At 42.5% G+C, this 22,746-nt stretch carries 15 protein-coding genes, 1 tRNA gene and 1 pseudogene; 8 read left to right on the plus strand and 9 right to left on the minus strand.

Annotated features, from left to right (window positions below; all coding sequences use genetic code 11):
* Positions 1 to 44: 44 nt before the first annotated feature.
* From ACFGVS_RS05205 to ACFGVS_RS05220, 4 genes are all read right to left on the minus strand, one after another.
* Entirely contained in the window at positions 45 to 2,471 is a 2,427-nt protein-coding gene (locus ACFGVS_RS05205; RefSeq protein WP_439697750.1) for an ABC transporter permease, read from the minus strand.
* 115 nt (positions 2,472 to 2,586) lie between these two features.
* Positions 2,587 to 4,971: an ABC transporter permease gene (locus ACFGVS_RS05210; RefSeq protein WP_439697751.1), complete on the minus strand. Its 2,385-nt coding sequence runs from the start codon at positions 4,969 to 4,971 to the stop codon at positions 2,587 to 2,589.
* A 99-nt stretch (positions 4,972 to 5,070) separates the two neighbouring features.
* Positions 5,071 to 7,464: an ABC transporter permease gene (locus ACFGVS_RS05215; protein ID WP_439697752.1), complete on the minus strand. Its 2,394-nt coding sequence runs from the start codon at positions 7,462 to 7,464 to the stop codon at positions 5,071 to 5,073.
* 225 nt (positions 7,465 to 7,689) lie between these two features.
* The gene (locus ACFGVS_RS05220; RefSeq protein ID WP_439697753.1) at positions 7,690 to 9,426 is read right to left on the minus strand and encodes a phospho-sugar mutase; all 1,737 of its coding nucleotides are present in this window, start codon (positions 9,424 to 9,426) and stop codon (positions 7,690 to 7,692) included.
* A gap of 770 nt (positions 9,427 to 10,196) precedes the next feature.
* Here ACFGVS_RS05220 and ACFGVS_RS05225 point away from each other — a divergent pair.
* The 4 genes from ACFGVS_RS05225 to ACFGVS_RS05240 all read left to right on the plus strand — a co-directional run bounded on the left by ACFGVS_RS05225 (position 10,197) and on the right by ACFGVS_RS05240 (position 14,523).
* Entirely contained in the window at positions 10,197 to 10,952 is a 756-nt protein-coding gene (locus ACFGVS_RS05225; RefSeq protein ID WP_439697754.1) for an SDR family oxidoreductase, read from the plus strand.
* A gap of 76 nt (positions 10,953 to 11,028) precedes the next feature.
* On the plus strand, positions 11,029 to 11,607 hold the full coding sequence (locus ACFGVS_RS05230; protein ID WP_439697755.1) for a TetR/AcrR family transcriptional regulator: 579 nt from the start codon (positions 11,029 to 11,031) through the stop codon (positions 11,605 to 11,607).
* A 400-nt stretch (positions 11,608 to 12,007) separates the two neighbouring features.
* Positions 12,008 to 13,903 carry an AAA domain-containing protein gene (locus ACFGVS_RS05235; protein ID WP_439697756.1) on the plus strand — a complete coding sequence of 632 codons (1,896 nt, stop codon included), beginning with the start codon at positions 12,008 to 12,010 and terminating at the stop codon, positions 13,901 to 13,903.
* A gap of 101 nt (positions 13,904 to 14,004) precedes the next feature.
* Positions 14,005 to 14,523: a DinB family protein gene (locus ACFGVS_RS05240; protein ID WP_439697757.1), complete on the plus strand. Its 519-nt coding sequence runs from the start codon at positions 14,005 to 14,007 to the stop codon at positions 14,521 to 14,523.
* A 52-nt stretch (positions 14,524 to 14,575) separates the two neighbouring features.
* Here the strand turns inward: ACFGVS_RS05240 and ACFGVS_RS05245 are convergent, their stop codons facing one another.
* From ACFGVS_RS05245 to kdsA, 5 genes are all read right to left on the minus strand, one after another.
* Positions 14,576 to 15,370, minus strand: coding sequence for a helical backbone metal receptor (locus tag ACFGVS_RS05245; RefSeq protein WP_439697758.1), 795 nt, complete (start codon positions 15,368 to 15,370; stop codon positions 14,576 to 14,578).
* A 1-nt stretch (position 15,371) separates the two neighbouring features.
* Positions 15,372 to 16,775, minus strand: coding sequence for an undecaprenyl-phosphate glucose phosphotransferase (locus ACFGVS_RS05250; protein WP_090650270.1), 1,404 nt, complete (start codon positions 16,773 to 16,775; stop codon positions 15,372 to 15,374).
* 208 nt (positions 16,776 to 16,983) lie between these two features.
* The gene (locus tag ACFGVS_RS05255) at positions 16,984 to 18,315 is read right to left on the minus strand and encodes a nucleotide sugar dehydrogenase (protein ID WP_439697759.1); all 1,332 of its coding nucleotides are present in this window, start codon (positions 18,313 to 18,315) and stop codon (positions 16,984 to 16,986) included.
* A 58-nt stretch (positions 18,316 to 18,373) separates the two neighbouring features.
* Entirely contained in the window at positions 18,374 to 19,309 is a 936-nt protein-coding gene (locus ACFGVS_RS05260) for a KpsF/GutQ family sugar-phosphate isomerase (protein ID WP_090650266.1), read from the minus strand.
* Between the two features lie 86 nt (positions 19,310 to 19,395).
* Positions 19,396 to 20,169 (minus strand): 3-deoxy-8-phosphooctulonate synthase, encoded by a 774-nt coding sequence (gene kdsA / locus ACFGVS_RS05265; RefSeq protein WP_439697760.1) that lies wholly within the window; start codon positions 20,167 to 20,169, stop codon positions 19,396 to 19,398.
* A 150-nt stretch (positions 20,170 to 20,319) separates the two neighbouring features.
* Here kdsA and hscB point away from each other — a divergent pair, with 150 nt between their 5' ends.
* From hscB to ACFGVS_RS05285, 4 genes and pseudogenes are all read left to right on the plus strand, one after another.
* The gene (hscB, locus tag ACFGVS_RS05270) at positions 20,320 to 20,880 is read left to right on the plus strand and encodes a Fe-S protein assembly co-chaperone HscB (protein ID WP_439697761.1); all 561 of its coding nucleotides are present in this window, start codon (positions 20,320 to 20,322) and stop codon (positions 20,878 to 20,880) included.
* A gap of 28 nt (positions 20,881 to 20,908) precedes the next feature.
* A tRNA-Leu gene (locus tag ACFGVS_RS05275) sits at positions 20,909 to 20,988 on the plus strand.
* A 191-nt stretch (positions 20,989 to 21,179) separates the two neighbouring features.
* Positions 21,180 to 21,827 (plus strand): hypothetical protein, encoded by a 648-nt coding sequence (locus tag ACFGVS_RS05280; protein ID WP_439697762.1) that lies wholly within the window; start codon positions 21,180 to 21,182, stop codon positions 21,825 to 21,827.
* A 664-nt stretch (positions 21,828 to 22,491) separates the two neighbouring features.
* Positions 22,492 to 22,680, plus strand: a pseudogene (locus ACFGVS_RS05285) (winged helix-turn-helix transcriptional regulator); the annotation flags it as partial.
* Positions 22,681 to 22,746 lie beyond the last annotated feature (66 nt).

Below are 22,746 nucleotides of genomic sequence, written 5' to 3' on the forward strand. Positions count from 1 at the left end.
GTGAGCTCCCCGCTGCTTACTGCAAACTCACAACTGCCCACTCACTACTCACTACGAAGGCTCTTCACCGGGTTACTCAACGCCGCTTTGATGGATTGAAAACTGATAGTAGCAAAAGCTATAAAAACAGCCAGGAAAGCCGATACCGCCAGTACCCACCACTGTATGTTTTGGCGGTAAGCAAAACTTTGCAGCCATTGGTGCATAGCCAGCCACGCCAAGGGCGTAGCCACCAAAATTGCTATCAGTACCAGTTTAATAAAATCCTTGCTCAGCATGGCCACAATGGTGCTTACTTCGGCACCCAACACTTTGCGGATGCCTATTTCTTTGCTGCGCTGCTCGGCAGCGTAAGCGGCAAGGCCAAACAGGCCAAGGCAGGCAATAATAATGGCCAGGGTGGTAAATACAATGGCTATGGTGCCCATGCGCTGCTCGGCGCGATAGGTGGCATCAAAATCATCGTCCATAAACGAGTAGTTAAACTCCCGGTTTGGCGCCACAGATTTCCATTTGCTTTTGACAAGGCCCATCAGTGTTGTAATGTTGGCCGTATTTATTTTCAGGCTCAAGGCCCCCCTGTCTTCGCCGTACATCAATACTACCGGGCTGATGTTGGTTTTTAATGAATTGAAATTAAAATCTTTTATCACCCCAACTATCCGGTATCCCTTCCAAACCTTGGCCATATTATCCTGCGGAACGTACAGCATTTTGTTAACCGGATCGGCCACATCCATCAGTTTTGCCGCTGTTTCATTAATGATCATCGACGCGGTATCTGTGCCCATTTGTTTATTAAAATTGCGGCCCTTTACCAGTTTCAAACCGAGAGTGCCTATGTAATCTTCATCAACCATCCAGGTTTGCGTCAGCACGGCCTTCTTTTGGTCAAGGTTACGATCAGGGAAAACGCTGCTGCTGTTACGGTAGTCCATAGTTGGCAAAAAGCCTGTCATGGTGGCATTAATTACGCCCGACAACTGCTTTACTTCGTTTTTAAATGTGGCAGCCTGAGCGCCCATTTCATAAATACCATGAATAATCAATACCTGATTACGGCTATAGCCCAGATCTTTACTTTGGATATATTTTAACTGGTTATAAATAACCAGGGTACCAATAATCAGGAAAATAGATATCGAAAACTGGAACACTACCAGGAAACTTCTTAACCAACTACCTTTAAAACCATTGGCCAGCTTACCTTTTAATACCTCGATGGGCTGAAATGCCGAAAGGAAGAAAGCCGGATAAAAACCGGCCAAACAACCAATAATTAATACTGCCGCCAACATGCCCGGCAACAGCCAGCTTAATGCGCCGATATTGAAACTAAATGATTTATCGGCCATGTTGTTAAACACGGGCATAAATAAATAAGCCGTAATTATAGCCAGCACCGCCGCTATAAACGTAACCATCACCGACTCGGCCAAAAACTGAAAAATAAGGTATTTACGTGGCGAACCCAACACTTTACGTACCCCAACCTCGCGCGCCCGGTTTGATGAGCGGGCGGTAGATAGGTTCATGAAGTTTACACAGGCTATAAGCAATATAAAAATAGCCACCGCTGTAAAAATGTATACGTACTGAATATTGCCATTGGGCGCAAGTTCTGATACAGCGTTTGATTTTAGGTGAATGTCTTTTAACGCAATTAAATTAAGCTGGTACTTATTACCTGCTTTCTCAAACTGATCGAAAGTGATGTGAAGTATACTTTGCAGCTGCGAACCGGCATACTTACGCATGAGCAATGGTAATTTGGCTTTAAATTTCTGCGGATCGGCCCCTTCACGCAATAAAACATAAGTATTAAAATTGTTGCTGAACCAAGCGTCATCCTTACTTTCGGCAAGCGTGCTCATAGATAAGAAGAAACCGAAATTAAAGTGCGACTGCTTAGGGATATCCTTTATAACGCCCGTTACTTTATAAAGCGTGCTATCATTAAAGGTTAAGGTTTTACCTACAGCCTGTAGCGGATCACTGAAATAACGCCTGGCAACAGTTTCATTAATAACCACACAATGTGGCTCAACCAAAGCTTTTTGAGGGTCGCCGGCAATCATCGGGAATGTAAAAACATCAAAAAGTGTGGCATCGGCAAACAACATATGATCTTCCTTAATATTCTGGTTGTCCTTTTTAACGTTGTTGCCTCCCCTGTTTATCAGGCGTACGGTTTTCTCCACTTCCGGCAAATCGGCCACTAAAGCGGCTGCCAATGGTGCCGGCGAACTTGCGTACGACTGATCGTTGCCGCCAAACTTGATATCGTTGTTAATGCGATAAATTCTATCGGCCTTTGTATTAAACTTGTCATAACTCAGCTCATCTACCACATAAAAAACAATCAGCAAACAAGTAGCCAGCCCAAGGGCCAGCCCCAACACATTAATAGCCGTAAAACCCAGGTTTTTCTTGAGCGTACGAAACGCGGTTTTAATGTAGTTTTTTATCATTCTATTGGTTCATTAGTTCACTGGTTCATTAGTTCATTGGTACTTATCGCTTCATAACTTTGTAGTGAGCTCCCCGCTGCTTACTGCAAACTCACAACTGCCCACTCACTACTCACTACTCACTACGAAGGCTCTTAACCGGGTTGGCCAAAGCGGCTTTAACCGATTGTATGCTGATGGTTAGCAGGGCTATTGCCGTTGCACCAAAGCCGGCCATCAGGAAGATCCAGGCAGTTATGGTAATCCGGTAAGCATAATCCTGCAGCCATTTGTCCATGGCGTAATAGGCCACAGGCACCGCTATTAAAATAGAGATCGCAATAAGTACAATAAACTCGGTAGTCAGCAACCTGATAATGCCTGCAACGCTTGACCCTAATACCTTACGGATGCCGATCTCCCTGGTCTTTACCTGTGCCGAATAGGTTGCCAGGCCAAAAAGCCCAAGGCATGATATAAAAATAGCAATGGCCGAAAACACGTTAAATAGCGAGCCTGTACGTTGCTCTGTTTTGTATAGCTGGTTAAACGAGTCATCTAAAAAAGTATAGGAAAACGGCGAATCGTTATTGTATTGTTTCCAGGAAGTAAGCGCGGCTGCAATGGCTTTTTGTGCATTGGCACCAGTGGTTTTAATGTATATTTTGTAGCAGTCGTCGGCGCGGTAGTACAATACCGCCGGCTCAATTTTTTTACGCATAGATGCGAAGTGAAAATCCTGTACTACCCCACTTATGGTACCCTTCATTTTTTGGATGCGGATATTTTTACCTATCGGATCCTTAAGGCCCATAGCAGATACCGCGGCCTCGTTTAGCACAAAACGGGTAGTATCAGCAATAGCCCCGGTAAAGGCTACACCCTCCTTCATTTTTATTTTAAAGAAAGATATAAAATCCTTGTCGGCAGCAATCGGATGAAAAAACAGGTTAGCTTTGGCTGGTTTACCGTCCCAGTCGTTATCGCCTGTCCAGTTATCGTTTTCAATAATATCATTGCCAGACCGGGTTACCGATATAATACCGGGCTGCTTCAGCAACTCCTGTTTAATGGCATCGTAATGCGTTTTCATATCGCGCATATTAAACACAAACACGTTTTCTTTATCATAGCCAAGATCCTTTTTCTGGATAAAATTGAGCTGCCTGCCAATTACCAGGGTGCCGATGATCAGCACGATAGAAACGCTGAACTGAACCACAACCAGTACCTTCCGGAAAACGGTATTTCCTATACCCGTAGTTACTTTACCCTTAAGCGCTTTTAATGGCTCAAAAGATGAAAGCAACAAAGCCGGGTAAATGCTTGATGCTGCTAAGGTGCCTATCAGTGTAATTACCACATACATCCAAACCTGGTAGTTGGTTACAGATAGTTGCAATTGCTTGCCCGAGAAGTTATTGTACATAGGCATCAGCACATACATTAAAATAAGGGCAAACAGGGTTGATATGGCAAACAGTAAAGTAGTTTCAATCATAAACTGCATAAATAGCTGCAGTTTACCGGCGCCTATTATTTTGCGCAGGCTTACTTCCTTGGCCCTTAACATCGATCGTGCTGTCGAAAGGTTTACGTAGTTGATGCAGGCTATTACCAGTATCAAGATGGCCACAATGGCAAATGTGCGTACTGTTTCAATACCTCCGTTACTGCCATCGGCTTTGTACAAATGCATCTGGAACAGTGGCTGCGCAAGGTAAGGCACGGGCGCATCTACCGGGTGTTCGCGTTCATGTATCGCACGAAGCTTTTTGGTAACCTGGTTAATATCGGTATTGGGCTTAAGCAACAGGTAAGTATCAAATGCAAAATTGACCCAGTCGCCATCCATCGAAGAGATGAACGTTTTATTGTCGTAGCTTAATTTCCTATCCATGTAGGCCAGCTTGTTAAACCGGCTCATGGGCAGCAGGATGTTATATTTTAGGGTGGAGTTTGCAGGATAATCGGCAACTACCCCGGTTACTTTCAGGTTTTCGTTTAAGCCTAAAACAACCACCTTGCCTATAGGGTCTTCGTTGCCAAAATATTTTTTGGCTATAGCCTGTGTTATCACTACCGAATTATTATCCGGGAATGGTTTTTTCTTATCGCCTGCAACCAGCTTAAAATCAAATACAGAAAAGTATGAAGGATCGGTAAAAGCAAAATTATCTTCCCTGAAATTCTTTTCCTTGTATTTAAACGGCGCTACACCAATATTCCTGATCCGCACGGCATCGGTAACCTCCGGCATCTCGGCTTTGGCGTAAGTAGCAAGCGGGGCAATGATAGATGTAAAAATCTGTTTGCTCTCATCCGTACCTCCTACAATGCCAACGCGGTATATCTCCGCCCCTTTTTTGTTGAATGTATCAAAACTCAACTCGTCCTGCACCCAAAGTAGCATAAACAGGCCAATCACTAACCCAAAGGTTAACCCCGCCACATTAATGGCCGCGTAAAACTTATTGTTTGTAATGTTACGCCAGGCTGTTTTAAAATAATTTCTTATCATTTCATTTAATCATTAGTCATTTCGCTACGCTGTCATTGGTCATTGGTCATTGGTACTTTCATCACCGGATAATACCAATGACCGGTGACCAATGACCAGTTATTCACTTTTAAGGCTCTTAGCCGGATTAACTGTGGCTGCCCTTACTGATCGTACACTTACGGTTAAAAATGCGATTACAGCCGCTATAGCACCCGCCAGCAGGAACACCCACCACTGTATCTCAATACGGTAGGCAAAGCTTTGCAGCCATTTGCTCATACTGTACCAGGCTAATGGCGATGCTACCAGTGCTGCAAATAACACCAGTTTCATCAAGTCTTTCGACAACAGGTTTACGATACTGGTTACACTGGCGCCCAATACTTTGCGAATGCCTATTTCCTTAACCCTTTGCTCGGCAGTAAAAGTGATCAGGCCGAACAGACCTAAGCACGCAATACCAATGGCCAGTATGGTGAACACAAACAGTAGCTTGCCTTGCTTTTGCTCGGTTTGATATTGGGCTGCAAAGTTTTGATCAAGAAAATTATAGTCTGCTTTATTCTCAGGATCAAAGCGGGCATATACCTTTTGCAGGTAGCTGATAGCTGCCTGCACATTACCGTGGCCCAGCCGCACGTATAAATTATCTTTATCTTTTGTTTCGGATGGAAGGCTTAATACCATGGGCGATATTTTGTGCTGCAGCGAGTAGGTATTAAAATCCTTTACTACGCCTATCACGGTTGCGTAGGTAACCACCCCATGATTTACTCCGCTGCGAACGCGCGCGCCGACCGGGTTTTTCCAGCCCATTTCTTTCACCAGTGTTTCGTTAACCAATATGGAATGGTTGGCGGTATCGGCAGGGCCTTTCATGAAATTACGCCCGGCAGCCATTTTTATCTGCATAGCAGGTAAAAAGTCCTCATCGATGATCAATGATTCTACCAGTTTGCTATCCGGGCCTTTTTTTCCGTCGGCCCCTATGCTAAAATAGGTAGATCCGATATCGTTATTACCGATGGGATTGCCGGCAACCGCCACGCTTTGGATCAGGGGGCTTTGCAGTAATTGCGTTTTAATTTCGTCGGTTTTCGCCCTCACGTCGCGGTTACCAATATGAAACGTAAGCATTTGCGATTTGTTGAAGCCAAGGTCTTTAGTCAGCACAAAATTGAGTTGCTGGTAAATTACGCAGGAGCCAACGATCATTAATATGGTAATCACAAACTGGAATACTACCAGCCCCTTGCGGAAAAGAATAGTTGAAGATTGGTTACCCAACTGCCCCTTCATGGCGCTAATGGTTTTAAAGCCAGAAAGGAACAAAGCCGGGTATACACCGCTTACCACGCCGGTAACTACAGCGAATAATACAAATATCACCAACGATTTGGTTACCCCGAAATACCAAAGCTGTAACGATTTACCGGATAGGATATTTACGTAGGGTAAGGTAGCCTGTATCAGTACCATACCTGCAATGGTAGCCAGCACCGCCAGCAGGATTGAATCGGTAAAAAACATGTACAGCAATTGCATCCGGCCCGAGCCGATTACTTTCCGGGTGCCAATCTCTTTGATCCTGACAGATGAGCGAGCCGTGGTAAGGTTAACATAATTGATAACCGCAATGGCCAGGATGAGCAGACCAACGATGCCAAAAACATACAGGTAGGCTACGTTGCCATTATTACCCATCTGGTAATCAAGGTTGGAGTGCAGGTGAATTGCTGTAAGCGGCAATAGTTCCAGTTTATAGGTTACCCCTGCCAGGTTTTGCTTCAGGTATTTGTTATAAAAGTCACTGGAGCGTGCTTCAATTTTTTGATAGTCGTCATGATCTTTTAGCAGCACGAAGGTGTAAATGCCTGCGTTGCCCCAGTTGCCATTATAATCGGCATTGAATGAACGGAGTGCGCTAAACTTAAATGTAGAATTTTGCGGCACATCATCAATTACCCCGGTAACGGTATTTTGAACGTAACCTTCAAAAGTGATCACCTTATCGATAGCGGATGAAATATCACTGCCAAAGATCTTTTCGGCCAGTGTTTTGGTTAAAACGATAGATCGTGGCTTTACAAGCGCCGTGTTGGGATCGCCGGCTAAAAAGTGATAGCTAAATACATTAAAGATGTTTTTATCGGTAAAAGAAATATCGCCGGCCTCAACCTGCTTTTCGTTGTAAACAATTTTGCCGCCGCCCTCCAAATCAACACGTACGGCCTCTTCAACATCGGGGTAGTCTGCTTTTAGCGCCGGTGAATAGGGTGGCGAGGTTACCGCCAGGTTAAAACTGCCGCCGTTCCATTTGCCATGTTGGGCTACCTGGAAAATCCTGTCCGATTTTTCATTATAGCGGTCGTAACTCCACTCATCGGCGACATATAAACTGATAAGCCAAAACGCTGCCACCCCAATAGCCAGGCCGCTTACATTGATAATGGAGAAAACCTTATGCTTTATTAGGTTTCGCCAGGCTATTTTTATGTAATTCTTGAGCATGAGGCAAATATTTAACGTTTATACAACTTAAATACTAAAACCCGTACCAATTACATAATTACTTAATTAACAACAACTTATAAAAAATCAAATATAAAAAACCGTCCGCTTTCGTACGGTATCCGTGCAAAGGCGAACAGATGGAGATTTTTCAGCCCCATGATAACGCAAAAATCCCGGCGCAAGGGCCGGGATTTTCAGCATATGTAATTTTAAACGAATGGCTTACACGCCCAGGTCCTGCATAATGGCGTCAATTTTAGCATCCAATTGCTTGTCGGTATCGGCATAAGCTTCTTTACTTGCCAGTTTACCGTTAACGCTGCAATAAAATTTAATCTTCGGCTCGGTACCTGATGGACGGGCAGATATTATGCTGCCATCTTCGGTAATAAACTGTAACACATCTGATGTAGGCAACTCTATTGCTTTGGTAGTGTTGGTATTCAGGTCAGTTTCTACCTGGAATTCGTAATCCTTTAAGGTAACCACTTTCGATCCACCTAAAGTAGCAGGCGGATTTTTCCTGAATGTTTCCATCATGGCTTTTATTTCTTCGGCGCCAGTTTTACCTTTTTTGGTTATCGATATCAGCTTCTCTTTGTAGAAGCCGTACTGAACGTAAGTATCAATCAATGCCTCAAACAGGCTGCTGCCTTTGTCTTTGTAATAGGCCGTCATTTCGGCAATAAAGGCGCTTGATACAACAGCGTCTTTATCGCGCACCAACTCGCCTATCAAATAACCGTAGCTTTCCTCGCCACCGCCAATGAAGGTTTGTTTGCCTTCAAAATGGGTCATCAGTTCGCCAATATATTTAAAGCCGGTTAATGTATTGTAACAAATTACATTTTTGGCTTTAGCTATAGCGTCAATCAGGTTTGATGTTACAATGGTTTTAACAATGTACTCCTTGCCTGTAAGTTTGCCTTTATCTTCCCATGCGCTAAGCAGGTAGTTAATAAGCATACAGCCGGTTTGGTTACCGTTAAGCAATATAAATTCGTTACTGGTATTTTTTACAGCTATTCCCACACGGTCAGCATCAGGGTCGGTAGCTAAAACCAAATCGGCATCAGTTTCCTGTGCTTTTTTTAAAGCCAGCGTTAAAGCTTCTTTTTCTTCGGGGTTTGGATATACTACTGTTGGGAAATTTCCGTCGGGCGTGGTTTGCTCATCTACCAGGATCACATTCTCAAAACCAAAGCGCTTCAGCGCCTGTGGCACCAGGGTAATACCTGTGCCGTGGATTGGCGAATAAACAATTTTTAAATCTTTTTGGCGACTTATGGCTTCTGGTGAGATAGATAATTTTGTGATCCCTTCTAAATAAAGCTCATCAACTTCCTCGCCTATCTCTTCAATGTTTGCATCAACACGGTTGAATTTAATTTCGTCGATGCTGGCAATTTTTGCCACTTCGTCCATAACCGCTTTATCATGCGGTGATACGAATTGGCCACCATCGGCGCCATATGCTTTGTAACCGTTGTACTCTTTAGGGTTATGCGATGCAGTAAGCATCACCCCGCTTTTGCAACCAAAGTGGCGCACGGCAAACGAAAGTTCAGGTGTTGGGCGCAGCGCCTTAAAAAAGTAAACATGAATATCGTTGGCCGAAAATACCTCGGCTGTGATGTTCGAAAACAAGTCGGCGTTGTTGCGGCTATCGTGTGCTATGGCAACTTTAACTTTTTCGCCAGGATAGGTTTTTTTAAGGTAGTTTGCCAGACCCTGGGTAGCTGCACCAATAGTGTACTTATTAATACGGTTTGAGCCTGGGCCCATGGTACCACGCAAACCACCGGTACCAAATTCCAGGTCGCGGTAAAACGAGTCTGTTAACTCGGTATATGCTTTATTGTCTAATAAAGTTTGAATTTCCTGTTTAACATCGGCATCGTAATTTCCTTCGAGCCAGGTGTTTACTTTTTTTAGGATGGATGGGTCTAAGTCCTGCATTGGTATAGTATTTAAAAGATGATTGGGTTAACCAGTGGTTGTAACAAATATGGTAATAAAATGTGTGTTTAAATCACGATCAAAAAAATCTGCTGGTTTAAAATTCCCCATATCGTTACGGCGATAAATGTAATATTTTCTGCAATTATCTTTCATTATAAAAACATTAATTCCGGCAGCTTATAAATTATAGTTTCTCAAATCCGCTCAAATCCGCCCAAATGCGTCCTTGCTGCATTGAAATAAAATAAGGGGGAGGGGGGGGGTAAAATCCCAACCTCGGGCCACGCTCAACTAAGCCATCATCTGGTATAGCGTTTAGGCGATAGTAAATTTTGCATGATATGGCGCAGCCCAGCCTCACCAACAGAAAGTTAAGCAGCTTCGTCCTTATCTGTACTCCCGATTTACAAGCAAGCTTGACGGAAATATTAAAACATAATGAGCTTTTAAACAAAGTAAAATAATCTTAAGTACTTTGTAATAAATAATTTATGTAGTCTATATAATATATTACTTTTAGCTAAATTTCCTTTGAACGCTATTTTATGGAATGACAAATGAAGTTAAAACATATCTCCCGGGCAAAGCAGCAATAACACAACACCCGGTATCATTTAGCATAATCAGCTCCAAAAAATCAGTTGCAGGCCCAGTTTTGTAAGCCAATTGTAATCATCAGTAAAACCATCATTTTTATTTTGGAACGATCATTCCAATTTTATTATCTTTGAGTCAAAAATAAAAAACAGTTATTAAATAATAAAACAATGAGCAATTTAACAAACAAAGTAGCCGTAGTTACAGGTGGTAACAGCGGCATAGGATACGCCACCGCAAAAGAGTTGGCAGCCAAAGGTGCACAGGTAATTATTACCGGACGTAATGCCGCCACAGTAAGCAAAGCAGCCGAAGAACTGGGTGTAACCGGTATAGCATCCGATCAGGCTAAGTTAAACCAGATAGACACCCTGGTTGCCCAGGTAAAAGCACAATTTGGCAAAATAGATATACTATTTCTTAATGCCGGTGTAGCCTTGTTCAGCCCGATGGAAGTTGCAACCGAAGAGCATTATGATACCATGATGAATCTAAATGTAAAAGGCGTGTATTTCACCGTTCAAAAATTTCTGCCTATTTTAAATGATGGCGGTTCTATCATATTCAACGCATCAGTTAACGCATCATTAGGCGCCCCCGATAGCAGTGTATATGCAGCAAGCAAGGTAGCCCTGCTATCATTCACTAAAGTATTTGCCCGCGAATTAGCCTCCCGTAAAATCCGTGTTAACTCGGTATCGCCAGGCCCGGTTGAAACCCCGCTTTATGGTAAACTTGGCTTAACTGAAGAACAGGTTAGCGGCTTTGGATCTGTTTTAAGCCAAAAGGTTTTGCTTAACCGTTTTGGCAAATCAGAAGAAATTGCAAATGCGGTAAGATTCCTTGCTTCTGACGATGCCTCCTTTATAACCGGTACCGAACTTACCGTTGATGGTGGCTTAACTGTTAATGCTATTATGTATTAATAAAAAAGATTAAAAAATTTACACCTATTTGGAATTATTGTTCCAAATAGGTTTTTATATCATTACAATTTGAATTATGGCCAGGAATAAAGATTTTGACGAAGATGAGCTGCTTGGTAAAGCTGTTGACTTGTTTTGGGATAAAGGGTATCATGCAACATCTGCCCAGGATTTGGTAGATGAATTGGGTATTAGCCGCTCAAGTTTATACAATACCTATACTGATAAAAAAACGCTGTTTTCAAAGGCCTTACGGCAGTACCAGGGCAAAAACACCAGCGCGGTACTCACATTACTCAACAATACCGAAAATCCGGCAGAAGCCATTAAACAGGTTCTGTATGGTGTGATCCGCGAAAGCGAAGAAGACAAATTTACCAAAGGCTGTTTTATGGTAAATACAGCCATCGAATTATCGAGCCACGATAAGGAAATTGCAGACCTGGTTTCCCAAAACAACCAAAGTGTGGAAGATGCGCTAACCAGTGTTATGGAGAAAGGCCAGCACCAGGGACAGTTTAAAACCGCCCTGCCCGCCCGGGCACTGGCAAGGTTTATTTTTAGTACTATAAGCGGTTTAAGGGTATCGGCCCGTAGTGGGGCCGGCAGCAATGTACTGGAAGATATTGTGCGCGTGGCTTTATCGGCTTTGTAAGGGTCGCGCTTAATGAATGCCATTAAGGTAAGGAATTAAGGTCGATTTAATATCGAAGACCGAATGTCCAATATTGAATATGAAGGAAAAACTTCGGAGTTGGGCATTCGAAATTCAGTGTTCGATATTAATTACCCTTCTGTTTTTCTTACGTTGACGATGGCTGTTCTTCGGCTCCTGTATTGGGCAACACAAGCACAAATATTTGGAGGAGGCTAAATTACGCTAATACATCAGTTTAATGTTAACCATCTAAAAAATATAAAATATTAATTATCAGATATTTATAAATTTAAAATCCGAAATATGTTAAGTTATGTTAACCCAATTAGATGTGTTTGTCCTGATAGCTTTCTGCCTTCCGCCTTAAGCATTTAGCTTTATTACTACCTTTGCGCCGATGGATTATTTTAAGAAGCTGCTCGATCTGCTGAACAAAGAAAAAGAAGAAGACCGCAGCGCCTACCTCAAACTTACCGAAAACACATCTGCTGCAGATCGTCGTGCGCAGGGCCTTACCTGGTACCCTATCGCCATCAGGAATACCGAACCCGGCCGGGGCGATTACATCAATGTAGAGGTGGAACGTACCACCCACCAGGATATTTCGCACCAGTTACGCTTTGGTGTACCCGCCGCCTTATTCAGCAATCACGATCCTCAAAAAGATCGCGTGGAGGGCACTATTACCTACCAGGGCGGGAACAGACTCAAAATTACCTTATATACCGACGAACTGCCCGATTGGGCCCGCGACGGCAAACTGGGCATCGACCTGTTATTTGATAATAACAGTTACGACGAAATGTTTAAGGCCATTAAACAAGCATCGGCCTTGGGCGAAAAACCGGAAGGCCGTTTGGTAAATATCCTCAGTGGCAAAACCTCCCCTGTTTTTGCTGATGCTGCCCAGCCATTAAATATTTCCCGTTTAAATACCTCCCAACTGGCGGCAGTAAACAAAATAGTAACCGCGCAGGATCTGGCCATAATTCACGGCCCGCCGGGCACAGGAAAAACAACCACACTTGTACAGGCCATCTGTTTGTTAGCTAAACAAACCGGCAAGCAAATTTTAGTAGTGGCCCCAAGCAACACCGCTGTTGACCTCCTGAGCGAAAAACTGGCCGACGAGGGTTTAAATGTTTTAAGAATAGGCAACCCCAACCGGGTGTCCGAAAAACTGGTTTCGCTTACGCTGGATAGCAAAATGGCCGAACACGCGGATAATAAACTCATCCGCACGCTAAAAAAACAGGCCAGTGCATATAAAGATATGGCGCACAAGTATAAGCGCAGCTTCGGCAAATCAGAACGCGACCAGCGCAAAGCCCTGTTTAACGAGGCGCACAAGATCATGAAAGATGTGGCCCTAACGGAGCAACACATTATTGACGACCTGGTGAGCAAAGCGCAGGTAATAACCGCCACTCTTGTTGGTTCCAACCATTACACCATCCGCGAAGTAAAATTTGAAACTGTTGTGATTGACGAAGCCGGCCAGGCTCTTGAACCCGCCTGTTGGATCCCTATCCTGAAAGCGCAGAAAGTTATTTTGGCCGGCGATCATTTGCAGCTCCCTCCTACCATTAAATCAAACGATGCTGCCCGTGCAGGCTTAAGCACTACTTTGTTAGAGAAATGCGTTGCCCTGCATCCCGAAGCCGTTGTTTTATTAGATGAACAATACCGCATGAACGATACCATTATGGGCTTTTCATCCCGGGAGTTTTATGGCAATCAGTTAAAGGCTCATGCTTCCGTAGCAACACGATTATTGTTCAATGGCGATACACCAGTTACTTTTATCGATACCGCCGGGGCCGGGTTTGAAGAGCAAGTAGCAGGCACCAGTACCTATAACCCGGATGAAGCAGCACTGCTCTTCAAACATCTAAACCGCCTGGTAACGGAGATCGATCCGACCGACAAATTCCCATCGGTAGCCATTATATCGCCTTATAAAGAGCAGATAAGAGTATTAAACGAGCAATTACAAGCAAACCCGGAGCTGTTACCTTATATCGATAATATCTCTATTAATACCATCGACAGTTTCCAGGGGCAGGAACGCGATATGGTTTACATCAGCCTGGTGCGCAGCAATGCCAATGGCGAAATAGGGTTCCTCGCAGATATCCGCCGCATGAACGTAGCCATGACCCGCGCCCGTAAAAAACTGGTAGTTATAGGCGATAGCGCTACCCTAACCCGTTTACGGTTTTATGCTGATTTTGTGGAATATACCGAAAAGCTGGGCGGCTACCAAAGCGCCTGGGAGTACGCTGGAGATTAGGAGCCTGTCGCATATTACCCGCAAATCGGTCGGTTACACAGGTCATCGAATCAAATTACATACCGTAACTTTACCATAAAGAAAAAAGCTATTGATAAGCGATGATAAAGATTGCCCGCCCATATATTGAGGATGCACCCTCCTGGTACCCCTATTTTTTCGATTTAGCCAAAGGCGATGACCTCATCGAAGCATTGGAGGTTAACAAACAGCAAACAATTGACTTGATCAGGTCGATCTCATCATCGGCGGAAAATTACAGCTATGCCGGGGGTAAATGGACTATAAAACAAGTGTTAATTCATCTCGCTGATGACGAACGGTATTATGCCTACAAAGCTTTTTGCTGCTCGCGGCAGGTTGACGCATTATTAGAAGTGCCGCAGGGCAATGATTATAACAAGGATTTTAACGCGCAAAACCGCACCTTAACAGATATAGCCGAAGAACTGGTAACCATAAGGGATGCTACCGTCAGTCTTTATAAACACATGACCGATGCCATGCTGGATTTCAGATTTGACAAACTGCCGGTTTATACCGCAAGAAGTGTGGGCTGGATGGTTGTTGGGCACAATGTTCACCATTGTAATATATTGAAGGATATATATTTAAAATAGCAAAATGGTGATTATTTCCATAATGATATTTTTGCTGCTTTAATAAAAGTGATTACGTAAAGAGCAAACCAAGTTCATTCAGCAATTTATTAAAATAGCCAGGAACTTCCAGTAGCCGGCTGCCATACCATGAAAACATTTCGCCATCAACTAAAACAACTTTGGCTTTTGGCAACAACTGTTTAAATTCATCAATATGCTTTTGTCTGAACGGATATGGTTCGGATGATAAAAACACCACGTCGGGGTTTGCGGTAACCAAATCATTGGCTGATACTTCCGGATATCGCTCCGCTTCAAAAACGTTATTCAGGGCACACATTTGCATCAGGCTATCAATATAAGTTTGCCTGCCTGCGACCATGTATGGTTTCCTCCATATAAAATAAGCTGCTTTGATGTTTAACGGGTGAAAAACAAGTGTATTAAAACGATGCCGGATTTCGCTGTTTAAAGCGTCTGCCTCCTGCTTTTTGCCAACAAGTTGACCAACACTTTGAATCATGCTGAAAGCCGTTTCCAGGTCATGAATATCACTGATCCAAACAGGGCAAATATGCATCAGTGCCTCAATTTGGCTCCGTTCGTTCTCCTCTTTGTTGGCTATGATCAGTTCCGGTTGCAGGGATTTAATAAGCCCGATATCCAGTTGCTTAGTCCCCCCTACCTTTGTAACCGCCTTAACTTTCTGCTTTGGATGGATACAGAATTTAGTAATGCCTACAATTTCGGCGTCTAAACCTAAATAAAAAAGCAGCTCGGTTTGCGAGGGCACTACAGAAACTATGCGTTTTGGTGTGACAGGCAGATTAATCACACGGTTTAACTGGTCGTAAAACCCGGCCATCTTAAAACGCGTTCTTCTCTCCTCTTAAAGCATTCCAGAACGTTAGGAAAACGATTTTCATATCTAACAGGAACGACCAGTTTTCCAGGTACCAAACATCGGCTTCAACACGTTCAAGCATTGCCTGGGTTGTTTGGGTTTCGCCCCGCAAGCCATTTATTTGTGCCCAACCGGTAATTCCGGGCTTTAAAAAGTGCCTTACCATAAAGGTGTCTATAAGCTGCGAATATTGTTGTGTGTGGCTAATCATGTGCGGCCTCGGCCCTACTACAGACATATTACCCAATATCACGTTAAAAAACTGAGGCAGTTCGTCAAGGCTTGTTTTGCGGATGAAAGCACCCGTTTTGGTAATACGGGCATCGCCGCGGGTTGCTTGTTTCTTGTCAGAATCCTTGTTTACCCGCATACTGCGAAACTTATAACACTTAAATGGTTTATTATCCCTTCCCGAGCGCTCCTGCACAAAAAACACAGGGCCCCTGGATTCAAGTTTGATGAGAATAGCCAGGATAGGAAAAAGCCAGCTGAATACAAAAAAGATGATAAATAGCGAAAACAAAACATCAAACAACCGCTTAATAAACCGGTTAAGCATATTCTCCAACGGCTCGGGCCTTACCGATATAACCGGAATATGCCCAAAGCTTTGAATAAAAGTTGGCTTTTTTGCATAGTCATAATACTCTGGGATGAACTTAAACCTGATGAGATTTTTGTCGGCATCGAGCATTAATCTTTCAATTGTTGCCGCCTCCGAGTTAGGCAACGTACAAAAAATTTCGTCTACCTTGTTATTCAGCACGTAACTGATACAATCATCAGTACCACCCAAATAAAGGTGTTTATCATTTACCGTTTCAGGATTATCATCAAAAAAACCTATCAGATTATACCCGCGCTCCGGATTCTGTTTAAAAAAGCCATATAAATCAGTACCAATCCTACCTCCGCCAATAATAATCACCGCACGGGTATCTATCAATGATGCCCTGTCGCTTTTGCGTATTGTAAGGAATATAAGCTTCCACAAGCCAAGCAAAAACCCAAATAACGCAAGTGAGTAAAACAGGTACTCACGCGTAATAAAATATGCCTTGGTACCTATCAGTATAATTATGGTAAAGCAAATAAAACTTACAAACAGCATGTATGTTTTTATAACACCACGATAAGTTTTGATTGAATCTTTATTTAAAACATGTTCATACAACCCGGTAATATTGGCCGACAATAGCCATATTAAATTAAACACTAAAACAACGGGTAAATATTTCCTGTTATTTATCCAAAAAATGTATGACCTATCCTCGATAAAGTAAGAGATTACCATGCTCATATTAAGTATAATATAATCAATGGTAAGGTTCACTGCTTTAATAAAAGTAGCGTATCTGTGAATCATGTATTAGAGCTTGTTGAAGTATTTAACACCTGCTAAAATTAGCATATTTATTTATAAATAACAATGTGATAATTGGAAGTACAATCAGTTACAAATATGTTATTGCATGTGTGGCAAAATTAAAAATTAAGAAATTCATATCAAATCAAATATGTGTTTACCGTAACGTTTTACAGCTATCATATAACAAAAACAAACTTTGGCTAAACTATAACCGGCCATCGACTATACTTTTATCCAGTATTCCCTTTATATCATAAATAACTGATGAGGCTTCTTTTTTCAACCGGTTATAATCCAGACCGAAAAATTCCTTATGTGATACCGCTACTATTATAGCATCGTATTCACCCTTCAGCTCGTCAAAAGTTTTAATAGTTTTAACCCGGTACTCTAATTCAACCTCGGATGGATCTGCCCATGGATCGTAAATCTCATAACATGCTTCAAACTCACTTAAAACCTTTACAATATCAATTACACGGGTATTGCGTACGTCGGGGCAGTTTTCTTTAAAAGTGAACCCAAGCACCAGCACATTTGAGTTTTTAACCGGGATTTCCTTTTTCACCATCAGCTTGATAACTTCGAGGGCTACGTATGTGCCCATGCCATCGTTAAGCCGGCGGCCGGCCAGTATAATCTCGGGATGATAACCTACCTCCTGTGCTTTTTGGGCAAGATAATACGGATCAACTCCGGTACAATGACCACCAACAAGACCGGGTTTAAAATTCAGGAAATTCCATTTGGTACCGGCTGCTTCCAAAACAGCATGGGTATCAATACCCATTATCTGAAATATTTTGGCCAGTTCATTTACAAATGCAATATTAATATCGCGTTGCGAGTTTTCAATTACTTTACAGGCTTCGGCAACTTTAATACTCGGGGCTTTGTGAGTCCCCGCCGTAACAATTGCCTGATAAAGGTTATCAATAAAATTAGCGGCCTGGGGCGTTGAGCCGGATGTGACCTTCAAAATATTAGTAAGGGTATGCACTTTATCCCCTGGATTGATCCGCTCAGGCGAATACCCTGCGTAAAAATCAACGTTGAACTTAAGCTCCGATATCCGTTCAAGTATGGGTACACATATATCCTCGGTAACTCCAGGGTAAACTGTCGATTCATAGATTACTACGTCGCCCACTTTAAGTACAGAGGCAACTGATTCACTTGCCTTTTTTATCAGGTCAAGATCGGGCCGGTTATGCTGATCTGTGGGTGTAGGTACTGAAATTATATAAACATTACAATCTGCTATATCCTGAATATCCGAAGTAAATACGAGCCCGTTGCCAGCGCCGCCTGATAAAACCGATCCCAATACTTCGGCATCAGTTTCCAGCGTACGGTCAAAAGCATTATTTAACTCATCAACCCTGCTTTTTTTTATATCAAATCCTTTTACCGGGAATTTTTTTGCAAACTCAACGGCCAGGGGCAATCCCACATATCCCAGTCCTATTATTGCAATGCGGGTAGTTTCCGGGGCGTTAAATTGTTGCTGGATTTGATTTGACAGATGATCAAACATGTTTAAACGAGGGTAGATATTTGCAAATATATATTATTTTTTGTGTTGATAAACCATATTATTGACTGTAGATCTGGTATACGCCCGCGACAGACCTGTTAGCCGCCGACCCCACAAGTAAGGTGGTAATTTTCTTGTCGATCATCAATTGCTCGGCATAACCTGCAAACTCCTCACCATCAATAATAAGCGGATTGGCCGTCATTATTTCCAAAACACTTAGGGTCGATGGGTCCGGGTGTTTCAATAAAGCGCGACGCAAATCACCATCGGTAATAACACCTTTAATATTATTCGCCTCGCCAACTATCACCATCCCCAGCCGCCCGGCCGACATGTTGAGTAATAACTCTGTGAACGACGCACCTTCATGTATAAAAGGCAATTTATCGGTACGCATTATATCTTTTACCTTAACTAACAATTTTCGGCCAAGGCTACCGCCGGGGTGGAAACGGGCAAAATCATGCTGCTTAAATCCGCGCGACTCCATCAAAGCAATGGCAAGCGCATCGCCCATTACCAAGGCCGCCGTAGTTGATGATGTTGGCGCCAATTCGAGCGGACAGGCCTCGCGCGCGATTTTTATATTTAAATGATGATGGCTATTTTTAGCAACAGTAGAATTTACATTACCCGTTACTCCAATAACCAGATTATTGTTCCATTTTAAGAAAGGGATTATGCGTAGTACTTCATCGGTTTCACCCGAATAGGAAATCAGCATAACAGTATCGTTGGGGCCAACCATGCCAAGATCGCCGTGAAAAGCCTCGCCCGGATGTAAAAAAAAGCTTGGTGTACCAGTGCTGGCAAGTGTGGCCGCAATTTTTTTTCCTATAAGGCCGGATTTACCGATACCAATAACTACTACCTTACCGGTACAATTTAATACGGCCTCAACGGTTTTAGTAAATTCGTCATCAATTAACCCCGCCACGTGCTTCAGCGATTCTATTTCGATGTCAAAAACTCTTTTGGCAATATCCTTCATTAATATTATACGTTTTACGTATTAAGTTTTACGTTTTTAATGATAGTTCACGTACTACTTACAACGTAATACGTAAAACACCAACACTATACAAGCGAACCTATCAACGCATCCAAATCATGTAACTTTAGCATGTTAGGGCCATCGCTAAGTGCATTATCCGGATCGGGATGGGTTTCAATAAAATAACCATCGGCACCAAAAGCCTTTGCCGCTAAGGCCATCATAGGCACAAAAATACGGTCGCCGCCGGTTTTGCCACCTGCTCCACCTGGTCGTTGTACCGAATGGGTACAATCCATGCAAACCGGGTGCCCAAAAGCCTTCATGTCATATATGTTCCTGAAATCAACAGCAAGGTTATTGTAACCATACATATTACCACGCTCAGTTAGTATCACCTTGGTATTACCAGCCTCCAACACCTTTTGTGCAGGATAAAACATATCAGCTCCCGACAGGAACTGCGCTTTTTTTACATTTACTATTTTACCGGTCTCGGCTGCTGCTACTAAAAGGTCGGTTTGACGGCACAAAAATGCCGGAATTTGCAACACGTCAACTACCTCAGCAGCCACAGCCGCCTGAAAGGGTTCGTGAATATCGGTAATAACAGGCAAACCAAATTTTTCTTTAACATTCTGAAGCATCTCCATCCCCTTCGCTATGCCCGGGCCTCGATACGAGTGAATGGATGTCCGGTTAGCTTTATCAAAAGATGATTTGAAAATCACAGGGACGTTATACTTTTGGCCAACTTCGGCAACCTTTTCGGCAACAGTGTATAACAGTTCCTGGTTTTCCATTACACATGGGCCTAATATAAAAAACGGCTTCTGCCGCATCTGCTCAAATAACATATTATGTAGGTTATGAAGCAAAGATAATGATAAGCGCGAACTTCACGAATGAAACTAATAGGCACGAATATACAGGCAGGAATATATCATTTGTTTATAATCTTGAACCTGTCCGGTGTCCTGTTATGAAATTAGTATCAATTAACATTCGTGAAATTCGACACAATTGGTGAAATTTGTGTTTATATGGATTATTTTGAATTTTATGGCATACCCGAGTCATTTAACATTGAACCGGCAAAGCTTAAAAAGAAGTTTTACGAACTAAGCAAACTATATCACCCCGATTTTTATGCGGGCGAAGACGAGGCAAAGCAGCAGGAAATACTGGAATTATCTACCCTAAATAACAAAGCTTACCAGGTATTAAATGATCCGGCACGCAGGATGGAGTACATTTTAAAGCTGCATGACCTGGTATCTGAGGGGGCAAAACCACAATTACCTGCAGATTTTTTAATGGAAATGATGGATATTAACGAACGCCTGATGGAAGTTGACAATGCCACAGAATTAGCTTCCATAACAGCGGAAGTGCTTGCTTTTGAGGCCGATATTAATGAAAGCCTAAATAAGCTAACAGCCGATTATACCCAACTTGACCATACCGCGCAGGAAGAACGCCGCATAAAAATTGCAAATATTTACTATAGACAAAAATATCTGTTGCGAATTAAAGAGAGTTTAGATACATTTGCAGCCCGCCTGTAAAAGATCACAGATCAATATAACAGAGCATGCCCAGCTGGCGGAATTGGTAGACGCGCTGGTCTCAAACACCTGTGGGAAACCGTGCCGGTTCGACTCCGGCGCTGGGTACAGGAAAAGTTAGGTAGTACTTAACTTTACTGTAAAAATTAAAAACCCTCTTTACATAATTGTAAAGAGGGTTTTTTGTTGTGCATTTCGATATATTAGCGCTTAACTATAGTTCATTCGTTTGTAGTCAAATTTCGGCTGCGATGTTATAAACAATTTAAGAATTAGTAATGGGACTTGATTGGAAGCCAATGAACAGGCCTAAACCTGGTAGAGAAAAAGAATACGAGGATATTTTTATGGCACTGCAAAAGAAGGAAGAAACCTCGTTTTTTAGTAAATTATTGGGGAAGAAGCAAAACGGTAGACAGAAGTTGTTAGAGTCCTTTTTCGATATCTCAATTCCAGCTTACGAGACGCTTAATGCCCCAAGAGTGGGCTTTGATAATAATGCTACTGAGTGGGTAAAAGAAAAATATGAGTTTAGAGAAGACAAAGCCTTATCCTTAGAAGAATTTCTCCGACAAATGTATGGATACTATGTTGTTGAACTGGTTCCTGAACATGACGGTATTCCCTTGTATATAGCACCTCATTATGAACCTCATATATTCAGGGCTCAATTTTTAAAAGATTGTGAGCAAATTATCGGAGAAAGAATGTTGGAAACCGCATACACCTCGCAACTTGCTCAAGGTGCTATACTCTTTGGACAACAAATTATGGGAATTGCAGACGATTACGCGATTAAAAACAATGTTACCTATTTAAAGGACCAACGATTACCACCAGCTTTTGATGAGGATTCGGCAGAAAGCAAGGCTCACATTATGTTCTCGGCCGCGAAATGGTTATTATGGTGGGGAGGAAGAGGTCATGGATACGAGGCTGATTTTTAGAAGAATCAGGACAATTGGTGGTTCAATTCTAACCCGCTTGGTCCAAATTACTCGTGATTTTATAGAATATTCGTTCTGTTATAAATATTCATTTTATAAACCCTTTAACCTTTAAATCTGGATTATTGGCTCTATAAGCCGTAAAAAGCTTTCTAAATGTTGAAAGTATTCCTGCTGATCGGTACAAAGAGGCTGTATCATAAATCATGATCAGCCTCTTTTTTGTGTGATTTATTCGGGTACCTGATGGAGGCAATTTTCGTACAGGCGATTCTCAGACGGTCATTTTGATTTATGATACAGCCTCTTTGTTGTTTTTAGGCTTGCATTATTACCGTCCCTTTTTGGAAACAATAGGTGAGTTTTGTTCAAGATTTTAATCAGGCAAATCGGAAGCGCCTAAAGACCGATGTATTAATTACAAGATTAGCTATACGGGTCAATTTTATTTTAGCAAACCTGAGACGAACCTGCACCGAGTTGAATCTTTTCGTTTTTCAATAGTGGAAAAGTAATTATTGAATATTTATAAGCAGCGCTCGTTTAAAGATCTTACGATTGATATACATTCAACAGTAACGGCTTCCCGTTTAAAGTACGCGATAGATGCGCTTATTGGAAACGACCCGTTCACCGATATACAAGAAAGCATTCGCGGCATTTAGCCAAAGAACTGAAAGACCAGGAAAAGCAACATGTGATTACCGGGACCGTGATGGATGGCGGCCCGGTGAAGGTTACCTATCAATTGAGTGAATATGCCGATACCCTGGCGCCCCTTATCTATTCCCTTAAAGACCGGGGATTAAAAACACCAGAAGAAAGTGACGGAACGGGAATAATAGTTGATTAAATCATCCCTTCTTGTGGTGAAGATCAGCAACGTCTGAACTTCAACGCCCAGCCTTTTCTGTTTTTA

It is taken from the genome of Mucilaginibacter sediminis (assembly GCF_051903035.1).
GTDB lineage: Bacteria > Bacteroidota > Bacteroidia > Sphingobacteriales > Sphingobacteriaceae > Mucilaginibacter.